Annotated in this window: 10 protein-coding genes; 8 read left to right on the plus strand and 2 right to left on the minus strand. The window is 68.2% G+C overall.

Annotation, left to right across the window (positions count from 1 at the left end; translation table 11 throughout):
• Positions 1 to 14 precede the first annotated feature (14 nt).
• From LZ009_RS20555 to LZ009_RS20575, 5 genes are all read left to right on the plus strand, one after another.
• Positions 15 to 1,646, plus strand: a complete 1,632-nt coding sequence (locus LZ009_RS20555; protein ID WP_275699845.1) for a tannase/feruloyl esterase family alpha/beta hydrolase — start codon at positions 15 to 17, stop codon at positions 1,644 to 1,646.
• Between the two features lie 11 nt (positions 1,647 to 1,657).
• Positions 1,658 to 2,143: a MarR family winged helix-turn-helix transcriptional regulator gene (locus LZ009_RS20560; RefSeq protein ID WP_275699846.1), complete on the plus strand. Its 486-nt coding sequence runs from the start codon at positions 1,658 to 1,660 to the stop codon at positions 2,141 to 2,143.
• Between the two features lie 100 nt (positions 2,144 to 2,243).
• On the plus strand, positions 2,244 to 2,561 hold the full coding sequence (locus LZ009_RS20565) for a winged helix-turn-helix transcriptional regulator (protein ID WP_275699847.1): 318 nt from the start codon (positions 2,244 to 2,246) through the stop codon (positions 2,559 to 2,561).
• Positions 2,558 to 3,730 carry a fumarylacetoacetate hydrolase family protein gene (locus tag LZ009_RS20570; RefSeq protein ID WP_275699848.1) on the plus strand — a complete coding sequence of 391 codons (1,173 nt, stop codon included), beginning with the start codon at positions 2,558 to 2,560 and terminating at the stop codon, positions 3,728 to 3,730. The genes LZ009_RS20565 and LZ009_RS20570 overlap by 4 nt, the downstream gene beginning before the upstream one ends.
• 14 nt (positions 3,731 to 3,744) lie before the next feature.
• Positions 3,745 to 4,095 carry an FKBP-type peptidyl-prolyl cis-trans isomerase gene (locus LZ009_RS20575; protein WP_275699849.1) on the plus strand — a complete coding sequence of 117 codons (351 nt, stop codon included), beginning with the start codon at positions 3,745 to 3,747 and terminating at the stop codon, positions 4,093 to 4,095.
• Positions 4,096 to 4,190: 95 nt separating this feature from the next.
• Here LZ009_RS20575 and LZ009_RS20580 read toward each other — a convergent pair whose 3' ends face one another.
• The gene (locus tag LZ009_RS20580) at positions 4,191 to 4,949 is read right to left on the minus strand and encodes a LytR/AlgR family response regulator transcription factor (RefSeq protein WP_275699850.1); all 759 of its coding nucleotides are present in this window, start codon (positions 4,947 to 4,949) and stop codon (positions 4,191 to 4,193) included.
• Complete coding sequence (locus tag LZ009_RS20585; RefSeq protein WP_275699851.1) at positions 4,946 to 6,025, minus strand: sensor histidine kinase; 1,080 nt, start codon at positions 6,023 to 6,025, stop codon at positions 4,946 to 4,948. The genes LZ009_RS20580 and LZ009_RS20585 overlap by 4 nt, the downstream gene beginning before the upstream one ends.
• A gap of 237 nt (positions 6,026 to 6,262) precedes the next feature.
• On the opposite strand from LZ009_RS20585, the gene grpE reads away from it, so the two are divergent.
• The 3 genes from grpE to dnaJ all read left to right on the plus strand — a co-directional run bounded on the left by grpE (position 6,263) and on the right by dnaJ (position 10,092).
• The gene (grpE, locus tag LZ009_RS20590; protein WP_275699852.1) at positions 6,263 to 6,808 is read left to right on the plus strand and encodes a nucleotide exchange factor GrpE; all 546 of its coding nucleotides are present in this window, start codon (positions 6,263 to 6,265) and stop codon (positions 6,806 to 6,808) included.
• A 62-nt stretch (positions 6,809 to 6,870) separates the two neighbouring features.
• Positions 6,871 to 8,847 (plus strand): molecular chaperone DnaK, encoded by a 1,977-nt coding sequence (dnaK, locus tag LZ009_RS20595; RefSeq protein WP_275699858.1) that lies wholly within the window; start codon positions 6,871 to 6,873, stop codon positions 8,845 to 8,847.
• A gap of 96 nt (positions 8,848 to 8,943) precedes the next feature.
• Positions 8,944 to 10,092 carry a molecular chaperone DnaJ gene (gene dnaJ / locus LZ009_RS20600; RefSeq protein ID WP_275699853.1) on the plus strand — a complete coding sequence of 383 codons (1,149 nt, stop codon included), beginning with the start codon at positions 8,944 to 8,946 and terminating at the stop codon, positions 10,090 to 10,092.
• The last annotated feature ends 23 nt before the right edge of the window (positions 10,093 to 10,115 follow it).

The following is a 10,115-nucleotide window of genomic DNA, read 5'->3' on the forward strand; positions in this document are numbered from 1 at the left end:
AAGCAAGGCCCGCCATGAAGAAGATCGCCGTTCTCACCGCCTCTGCCGCCGCCACGCTGCTGCTCGCGTCCTGCGGCACGCCTGCGCCGAGCGCAAGCGTTTCGTCCGTGCCGGCCACCGGCTGCGCCACCGCGGCGGAGGCCTTCGCCCTGCCCGGCCTGCGCATCACCGAGGCCGAGGCCATCGCCGGCGACACGGTGCGGCCGCCCGGCACGACCACCGGGCCGCTGCTGGCCGCGCACTGCCGCATCCAGGGCCGCATGAACGAGCGCATGGGGCAAGACGGCAAGCCGTACCACATCGGCTTCGAACTGCGCCTGCCCGCCAACTGGAACGGCCGCCTGCTGTACCAGGGCGGCGGCGGCAACGACGGCATCATCCGCCCCGCCGTCGGCCCGCAGGCCGCGCCCGGCTATGCCTTGAACCGCGGCTTCGCCGTGGTCACCACCGACGCCGGCCACCAGGGCCCGGACGCGAGCTTCGGCTTCGATCCCATTGCCCGCGTCGACAACGCCTACAACGCGCATGACCGGGTCGCGGTGACGGCGAAGGAACTGGTGAAGCGCTGGTACCGCAAGCCGGCCGATCACGCCTACTTCATCGGCTGCTCCGGCGGCGGCCGGCAGGGCATGATGTTCACGCAGCGTTTCCCCGCCTACTTCGACGGCGTGATCGCGATGGCGCCGGCCATGCGCGTCTCCAAGGGCGCGACCATCGCCGCGGCCTGGGACACCCAAGCGCTGGACGCGATCGCGCCGCCCGGCGTCGATGGCAAGAAGGTCCTCAGCCAGGCGCTGACGGATGCCGACCTGGGCCTGGTGCGCAACCGCATCCTGCAGGCGTGCGACGCGCAGGACGGCCTGGCCGACGGCCTGGTGTCCCATCCGGCCGCCTGCAAGTTCGACGTGCGCACGCTCGCGTGCACCGGTGCCAAGGACGCGAACTGCCTCGCGTCGGCGCAGGTCGGCGCCTTGCAGAAGATGTTCGGCGGCCCGCAGGACTCCGCCGGCCGCAAGCTCTACTTCCCCTGGCCCTGGGATCCGGGCATGGGCCATCCCGCGAACGACTGGCGCAACTGGAAGCTGGGCACCTCGACGACGGCCACGCCGAATTCGCGCCACGTGTTCCTGATGCAGGACGCGCTGCAAGGCTACTTCGTCACGCCGCCGGACCGTTCGCTGACCGTCTTCGGCTTCAACTTCGACCGCGACCCGGCGCGCATGGACGCCTACGACTGGATCTTCGACACCGAGAAGGACGTGGACCTCGCCGGCTTCCGGGCCCGCGGCGGCAAGCTGCTGCTGGCGCACGGCATGGCCGACCCGATCTTCTCGCCGCTCGAATCGCAGGATTACTACGAGCGCCTGGTCGCGAAGCACGGCCCGGCCACCGCGAATTTCGCGCGGCTGTTCCAGATTCCCGGCATGGGCCATTGCTCCGGCGGCGCGGCCACCGACAGCTGGGACGGCCTGGGGGCGCTGGTCGACTGGGTGGAGAAAGGGCAGGCGCCGCAACGGATCGTCGCGAACGGCACCACGGTGTTCCCGAACCGCTCGCGGCCGCTGTGCCCCTGGCCGCAATACGCGCACTACAACGGCAGCGGCGATCCGGAAAATGCCGCGAGCTTCAGCTGCCGCCAGCCGTGAAAGCCTGACCCATGGCCCAACTGCGAACGCACCGCCACCTGAACGCCGGCGAAACGCCGTCGGTGGACGTCATCGACACCAGCTACCTCGAGAGCCTGCTGGGCTACAACGCACGGCGCGCGGCGCTGGCGGTGATCGAGGTGTTCCTGGAGGCGATGGCGCCCTACCAGCTGCGGCCGGTGGACTTCTCGGTGCTGTCGCTGATCGCGCACAACCCGGGCATCACCTCGCGCCAGCTCTGCACCACGCTGGGCATCCTGCCGCCCAACCTGGTGGGCATGGTCAACGCGCTGGAAAAGCGCGAACTGATCTCGCGCCAGCCGCATCCACGCGACGGCCGCGCCATGGGGCTGCACCTGACCACGCAGGGCGAGAAGCTGGTGCGCGACGCCGAGGCGACGGCCGCCGAACTGGAAGCGGGCGTGGCGGCGCGGCTGACGCCGAGCGAGCTGCGCACGCTGATCAAGCTGCTGAAGAAGATCTACCAGCCGGGATAGGACCGGCCTCGTTGTTCCCCCGTCACGTTCGCTATTGTTTCGGTAGCGCGGCCTGCGTACACTCCGTTCCCCGGCCCGGATATCGGGGGAGAGCGCGCGAATGAGTTCCAAGGAGAATGCCGCCACGCACCAGCTGCTCGCGCTGCTGGAAGCGCGTTACGCCATGCGCGTGCTGTGGGCGTTGCGCGACGGCCATCCCCAGACCTTCCGGCTGCTGCAGGACAGCGTGGGCGGCATCACGCCCAACACGCTGAACACGCGCATCAAGGAGATGCGCGAAGCCGGGCTGATGCAACACAACGGCGAAGGCTACAGCGTCACGGCCAGCGGGGCGGACCTGCTCAAGCGCCTGGGCGACCTGCAGCCCTTCGCCGCCAAATGGGTGGCCGCCCAAGCCAAGAAAAAGCAGGTGCCATGAAAGACTTCCTGAAAGCGACGCTGCCCGCCGATGCGCAGCAAGCCACCCTCGTCGGGCGCGTCTGGATCGAGGGCCAGGGGGCCGTGCTGGTCCACGTGCGCGGCGACGCCTTGCACGACCTGTCGCAGCTCGCGCCGACCAGCAGCGCCTTGCTCGAACTGCAGGACCCGGCCGCCGCCGTGCGCGCGCACGACGCCCCGCGCATCGCGTCGCTGGCCGAGGTGATCGCCAACAGCCACGCGGACAAGCGCGTCGATGGCACGCCCTGGCTGATGGCCCCGTGCGACCTGCAGGCCCTGAAGGCGGCCGGCGTGACCTTCGTTGCGTCGATGCTGGAGCGCGTGATCGAGGAACAGGCCCGCGGCAATCCGGCCCTGGCCGAGTCGGTGCGCAAGGATGTGATGGCGGTGATCGGCGACGATCTCTCCAAGGTCGTTCCCGGCTCGCCCGGCGCGGCGAAGCTGAAGGAAGTGCTGCTGGCCAAGAACATGTGGTCGCAGTACCTCGAAGTCGGCATCGGGCCCGACGCCGAAGTCTTCACCAAGTCGCAGCCCATGAGCGCGGTCGGCACGGGCGCGGAGATCGGCATCCATCCCAAGAGCGAGTGGAACAATCCCGAGCCGGAGATCGTGCTGTGCGTCAACAGCCGCGGCGAGACCGTGGGCGCGACGCTCGGCAACGACGTCAACCTGCGCGACTTCGAAGGCCGCAGCGCGCTGCTGCTGGGCAAGGCCAAGGACAACAACGCCAGCTGCGCGATCGGCCCCTTCATCCGCCTTTTCGATACAGGCTTCTCCATCGCCGACGTGCGCCAGTGCGAACTGGCGATGAAGGTCGTCGGCCCCGAAGGCTTCGTGATGGACGGCGCGAGCAGCCTCTCGATGATCAGCCGCGATCCGCTCGACCTCGTGGCGCAGGCGACGAACGCGAACCACCAGTACCCCGATGGCTTCATGCTGTTCCTGGGCACCATGTTCGCGCCGACGCAGGACCGGCATGGTCCCGGCCAGGGCTTCACGCACGTGGTGGGCGACCTGGTCGCCATTTCGACCCCGCGCCTCGGTACACTGGTGAACCGCGTCAACACCTCCGACCGCGTGGCCCCGTGGCGCTACGGCACGCTCGCGCTGATGCGCGACCTGGCCCGCCGCGGCCTCCTCAAGAACTGAACCAGAGAACCCAGATGATCACCACCCCCAGCGGCCTGCAATACGAAGACGAACTCGTGGGCGGCGGCCCGGAAGCCAAGTCCGGCCAGGACGTGCGCGTGCACTACACCGGCTGGCTGTACAACAACGGCGTGCAAGGCGCCAAGTTCGACTCCAGCCGCGACCGCAACGACCCCTTCGAGTTCTCGCTCGGCGCCGGCATGGTGATCCGCGGCTGGGACGAAGGCGTGGCCGGCATGAAGGTCGGCGGCAAGCGCACGCTGGTTATTCCGCCGGCGCTGGGCTACGGCGCGCGCGGCGCGGGTGGCGTGATTCCGCCGAACGCAACGCTGAAGTTCGACGTGGAGCTGCTCGAGACGCGATAAGTTGTCATCGCGGGCTTGACCCGGGATCCGCCTCCCGCGGTCCATCAAGCAACCGGAGATGGATTGCGGGTCGAGCCCGCAATGACGAGTCCAGCTCACATCCGCTGGAACAGGTGCACGAAGCTCCGGCTCACCGGCAGCCGCTCCGGCCGGCCGTGCAGCTGGATCTCCCCCGCATCGTTGCCGTGCACGAAGCTCGCCACCTGCGCGAGGTTCACGATCGCCGAGCGATGGATGCGCGCGAAGTGCTCCGGGTCGAGCTGGTCCGACAGCTCCTTGATCGAGGTGCGGATCACGCCCTCGCCGCCTTGCCACACCACCAGCGTGTACTTGTGGTCCGCCTTCAGGTACGCCACCTGGTCGACCGGGATCAGCCGCACCGTGTCGCCCACCGACGCGCGGATCCAGCGCAGCCGCGGCGCGGCCGGCTGGCCCAGGCGCGCGGCCAGGCGCTCCAGCGTGTCTTCCAGCGAAGGCGCCGCGCTGCCGCCGGCCAGCCGCGCCTGCAGCCGCTGCACCGTTTCCGCGAGCCGCTCCTCTTCCACCGGCTTCAGCAGGTAGTCGATCGCGCCGCGGGCAAAAGCCTCCACCGCGTACTTGTCGAAGGCCGTCACGAACACGATCGCCGCGCGCGAGCCGATCGCACGCGCCGCCTCGATGCCGTTCAGGCCCGGCATGTGGACATCGAGGAAGGCGACCTGCGGCTGGTGCTGCTCGAAGAGCTCCACGGCCTCGCGTCCATGGCGGGCCTGGGCGACGATCTCCAGCCCCGGCCAGGCACGCGCCAGCATCGTCGCCAGCCGTTCGCGCAGGATCGGCTCGTCTTCCGCCAGCAGTGCGGTGGCGGCACTCATTCCATCGCCCCGCGCTGCAGGTGGATCTCCGCCCGCACGCCTTGCGGCTGCAGCTCGCACAGCTCGAGCCCCGAGCTCGGGTCGAACGCGCCCAGGCGTTGCCGCAGGTTCGACAGCCCGACACCCTCGCCCGGCGCATCGCCCATGCCCACGCCGCTGTCCTGCACCCACAGGCGCACCCGATCACCGTCCGCCCGTGCGCCCACTTCGATGCGCCCCGCGTCCACGCCCGGATCGATGCCGTGGCGCACGGCGTTCTCCACCAGCGTCAGCAGCACCAGGGGCGGCAGGCGCAGGCCACGCAGCGCAGGGTCCACCGCCAGCGAAAACGCGAGCCGGTCGGGCATGCGCATCTGCATCAGTTCCAGGTAGGCCTGCACCAGCTTCTCTTCCTCGCCCAGCGTGGTCTGGTCCTGCTGCAGCTGCGGCACGGCGGCGCGCAGGTAGGCGGTGAGGCTGCGGAACAGCGGCACGGCGCGCGGCGAGCCGCTTTCCACCAGGGCCTGCACGTTGGCCAGCGTGTTCAGCAGGAAGTGCGGCTGGATCTGCGCCGTCAGCAGCCGCAGCCGCGCATCGGCGGCCTGCCGCTCCAGCCGTTCGCGCAGCAGGTCGAAGTGCAGCGCTTCGTTGCGGGCTTGCGCATCGCGTTCGCGGAACAGCGCGCCCATCGCGATGGCGGTGCCGATGATGGCCGCGGCGAAGGTGACCAGGAAGTAGCCCTTGACGTGGCCCCGGGAGCTCGTGAAGCCGGAGATGTCGCCGCCTGCCGCCACCAGCTGCACGATCAAGGGTGCGACCACGGCGCCGACCGCGATCGCCAGCACCTGCGCCAGCCAGCGCGGCACCACGTTTTGCCGCCAGGCTCCGGCGCCGCGGAACGCGAACAGCAGCACGATGCCGACGAAGAGCGTCTCGCCCAGCAGCTCGAGGTAGGTGTTGTGCGTCATGGGCATGACCAGCACGGCCGCCACCGTGGCCGTCGCCACCACCCAGGCCAGCGGCCGCAGTCCCGGCAGCAGCCAGTGTTCCGCCGCCCGGGGCGCCTGCGCGCCGGCCTCCAACGATCTGCCCGACATTTCCATCCGGGGACGATACGGGGCGCGGGCCGCCGCGGTCAAGGCAAAGCGCCCCTGCTGCGACGAAGCGCGCCGCGCGGGGACGACCTGCGCCGGGGGCCGACCGGTACCGGGCCGTACAATCCGCGCTCGCCCCGACCGGGGCGATTTTTTTGTGCTGCCGGGCATATCCCCAGCTTGAAAAGGGCTTCCCTGCCCCCAAGTCCAGCCCGTCTTTCCAGAACAAAGCTCCCTGCAATGCCCGACAACATCCAGAACGAGAGCGACTTGCCCCAGGACAACGGGGCCGCCAACGATTCGACCACCGCCGCACCGGCCCCGGACCAGGACCTCTCCACCCAGCTGGCCGCCCTGCAGGCCCGCAACCAGGAACTGGCCGACCAGTTCCTGCGCGCGCAGGCCGAGATGCAGAACACCCGCCGCCGCGCCGACGAGGAAATGGCCAAGGCGCGCAAGTACGCCGTCGAATCCTTTGCCGACAGCCTGCTGCCCGTGTGCGACAGCCTGGAAGCCGGCCTCGCCCACGCCGACCTCAGCGCCGAGCAGATCCGCCAGGGCGCCGAAGCCACGCTGCGCCAGCTGAAGGCCGCGCTCGAGCGCAACAAGGTGCTCGAGATCAACCCGCCCGCCGGCACCAAGTTCGATCCGCACCAGCACCAGGCCATCTCGGTCGTGCCCGCCGAGCAGGAAGCCAACACGGTGGTGACGGTGCTGCAGAAGGGCTACCTGATCGCGGACCGCATCCTGCGGCCGGCACTGGTCACGGTCACCGCACCCAAATAACACGGCCCAGCCTTGAATCCGAAATAGATATCCACAGATATCCACAAGTACTCAACAGACAGATTCACAGGGCTGAGGCCCGGACGAAGACAAGGAGAAACCACATGGCAAAGATCATCGGCATCGACCTCGGCACCACCAACTCGTGCGTTGCGATCATGGAAGGCAACAACGTCAAGGTGATCGAGAACTCCGAAGGCGCGCGCACCACGCCTTCGATCGTCGCCTACCAGGAAGACGGCGAGATCCTCGTCGGCGCCTCGGCCAAGCGCCAGGCGGTGACCAATCCCAAGAACACGCTGTACGCGGTGAAGCGCCTGATCGGCCGCAAGTTCACCGAGAAGGAAGTGCAGAAGGACATCGACCTGATGCCCTACAAGATCGTGCCGGCTGACAACGGCGACGCCTGGATCGAGGCGCGCGGCAAGAAGATCTCGGCGCAGCAGGTTTCCGCCGACATCCTGCGCAAGATGAAGAAGACCGCCGAGGACTACCTGGGCGAGACCGTCACCGAGGCCGTGATCACGGTGCCCGCGTACTTCAACGACGCGCAGCGCCAGGCCACCAAGGACGCCGGCCGCATCGCCGGCCTCGAAGTCAAGCGCATCATCAACGAGCCCACCGCCGCGGCCCTGGCCTTCGGCCTGGACAAGCACGGCAAGGGTGACCGCAAGATCGCCGTGTACGACCTGGGCGGCGGCACCTTCGACATCTCGATCATCGAGATCGCGGACGTCGACGGCGAGAAGCAGTTCGAGGTGCTGTCCACCAACGGCGACACCTTCCTGGGCGGCGAGGACTTCGACCAGCGCATCATCGACTACATCATTTCCGAGTTCAAGAAGGACCAGGGCGTCGACCTGTCGAAGGACGTGCTCGCGCTGCAGCGCCTGAAGGAAGCGGCCGAGAAGGCGAAGATCGAGCTGTCCAACAGCACGCAGACCGACATCAACCTGCCGTACATCACGGCCGATGCGTCCGGTCCCAAGCACCTGAACATCAAGCTGACGCGCGCCAAGCTCGAGTCGCTGGTGGAGGAGCTGATCGCCCGCACCATCGAGCCCTGCAAGATCGCCGTCAAGGACGCCGGCGTGTCGATCAACGACGTGCAGGACGTGATCCTGGTCGGCGGCATGACCCGCATGCCCAAGGTGCAGGAGAAGGTGAAGGAGTTCTTCGGCAAGGAGCCGCGCAAGGACGTCAACCCCGACGAGGCCGTGGCCGTCGGCGCCGCCATCCAGGGCCAGGTGCTCTCCGGCGAGCGCAAGGACGTGCTGCTGCTGGACGTCACCCCGCTGTCGCTGGGCATCGAGACCCTGGGCGGCGTGATGACGAAGATGATCAAGAAGAACACGACGATCCCGACCAAGTTCGCGCAGACCTTCTCGACCGCCGACGACAACCAGCCCGCCGTGACCATCAAGGTCTACCAGGGCGAGCGCGACATCGCCACCGGCAACAAGCTGCTGGGCGAGTTCAACCTGGAAGGCATCCCGCCGGCGCCGCGCGGCCTGCCCCAGATCGAGGTGAGCTTCGACATCGACGCCAACGGCATCCTGCACGTGGGCGCCAAGGACAAGGGCACCGGCAAGGAAAACAAGATCACCATCAAGGCGAACTCCGGCCTCACCGAGGAAGAGATCCAGAAGATGGTGCGCGACGCCGAGCAGAACGCCGCCGACGACAAGAAGAAGCTGGAACTGGTGCAGGCCCGCAATCAGGGCGAGGCGATGGTCCACAGCGTGCGCAAGTCGCTGGCCGACTACGGCGACAAGCTCGACGCCGGCGAGAAGGACAAGATCGAGTCCGCCGCGAAGGAACTGGAAGAGACGCTCAAGTCCGAGGACAAGGAAGCGATCGAGGCCAAGACCAACGCGCTGATGACCGTGAGCCAGAAGCTGGGCGAGAAGATGTACGAAGCGCAGCAGGCCGCCGGCGGCGCCGCGCAGCCGGAAGGCAGCGCGGAGAACGCCCAGTCGAAGCCGGCCAACGACGACAACGTCGTGGACGCGGAAGTCAAGGAAGTGAAGAAGGGCTAAGAAGTCCCAGGGGCTAGGTGCTGGAGGCTAGAGACTAGGGAATGCGCATTCTCTAGCCTCTAGCCTCCAGTCTCTAGCCCCTTTTCAAGAAGAACCATGGCGACCAAACGCGATTACTACGAAGTCCTCGGCGTTCCGAAGAATGCTTCGGACGACGAGATCAAGAAGGCTTATCGCAAGCTCGCGATGAAGTACCACCCCGACCGCAACCAGGGGGACAGCGGCAAGGATGCGGAAGCGCGCTTCAAGGAGGCCAAGGAAGCCTACGAGATGCTGTCCGAGCCGGAGAAGCGCCAGGCCTACGACCAGTTCGGGCATGCCGGCGTTGACCCCAACATGCGCGGCGGCGCGGGCGGCGCGGAGGGCTTCGGCGGCTTCGCCGAGGCCTTCGGCGACATCTTCGGCGACATCTTCGGCCAGCAGCAGCGCGGCGGCGGCGCCCGGGGCGGGCGCCAGGTCTATCGCGGCAGCGACCTGTCGTACGCGATGGAAGTCACGCTGGAGGAAGCGGCCAAGGGCAAGGACGCGCAGATCCGCATCCCGTCCTGGGACGAGTGCGAGACCTGCCATGGCAGCGGCGCCAAGCCGGGCACGCAGGCCAAGACCTGCGCCACCTGCCACGGCGCCGGCGTCGTGCAGATGCGCCAGGGCTTCTTCAGCGTGCAGCAGACCTGCCCGCAGTGCCGCGGCACCGGCAAGATCATTCCCGAGCCCTGCACCACCTGCCACGGCCAGGGCAAGGTCAAGAAGCAGAAGACGCTGGAAGTGCGCATTCCCGCCGGCATCGACGACGGCATGCGCATCCGCAGCGCCGGCAACGGCGAACCGGGCACCAACGGCGGACCGCCGGGCGACCTGTTCATCGAGATCCGGCTGAAGAAGCACCCGATCTTCGAGCGCGACGGCGACGACCTGCACTGCGTGGTGCCGGTGAGCATCGCGCGCGCCGCGCTGGGCGGCGAGATCGACGTGCCGACGCTGGACGGCAAGGCGGCCATCGACATCCCCGAAGGCACGCAGGCCGGCAAGCAGTTCCGCCTGCGCGGCAAGGGCATCAAGGGCGTGCGTTCCAGCATCGCCGGCGACCTGTACTGCCACATCGCGGTGGAAACGCCGGTCAAGCTCACCGAGCACCAGCGCAAGCTGCTGAAGGAGCTGGACGAGTCGCTGAAGAAGGGCGGGTCCAAGCACTCGCCGGCCGAGGAGACCTGGGCGGACAAGCTGAAGGGTTTTTTCAGCGCCTGACCGGGCAGCCGCGGTTCGCTTCG

Origin of the sequence: Ramlibacter paludis (assembly GCF_022012305.1) — a bacterium.
In the GTDB taxonomy this organism is placed as follows: domain Bacteria; phylum Pseudomonadota; class Gammaproteobacteria; order Burkholderiales; family Burkholderiaceae_C; genus Ramlibacter; species Ramlibacter paludis.

Excerpts from the sequence above, each read along its gene's own strand:
- LZ009_RS20585 (WP_275699851.1), bottom strand. The coding sequence starts at position 6,025 with ATGTCGGGCAGATCGTTGGAGGCCGGCGCGCAGGCGCCCCGGGCGGCG.
- LZ009_RS20565 (WP_275699847.1), top strand. The coding sequence starts at position 2,244 with ATGAGTTCCAAGGAGAATGCCGCCACGCACCAGCTGCTCGCGCTGCTG.
- dnaJ (WP_275699853.1), top strand. The coding sequence starts at position 8,944 with ATGGCGACCAAACGCGATTACTACGAAGTCCTCGGCGTTCCGAAGAAT.
- LZ009_RS20570 (WP_275699848.1), top strand. The coding sequence starts at position 2,558 with ATGAAAGACTTCCTGAAAGCGACGCTGCCCGCCGATGCGCAGCAAGCC.
- LZ009_RS20560 (WP_275699846.1), top strand. The coding sequence starts at position 1,658 with ATGGCCCAACTGCGAACGCACCGCCACCTGAACGCCGGCGAAACGCCG.
- LZ009_RS20555 (WP_275699845.1), top strand. The coding sequence starts at position 15 with ATGAAGAAGATCGCCGTTCTCACCGCCTCTGCCGCCGCCACGCTGCTG.
- LZ009_RS20580 (WP_275699850.1), bottom strand. The coding sequence starts at position 4,949 with ATGAGTGCCGCCACCGCACTGCTGGCGGAAGACGAGCCGATCCTGCGC.
- LZ009_RS20575 (WP_275699849.1), top strand. The coding sequence starts at position 3,745 with ATGATCACCACCCCCAGCGGCCTGCAATACGAAGACGAACTCGTGGGC.
- grpE (WP_275699852.1), top strand. The coding sequence starts at position 6,263 with ATGCCCGACAACATCCAGAACGAGAGCGACTTGCCCCAGGACAACGGG.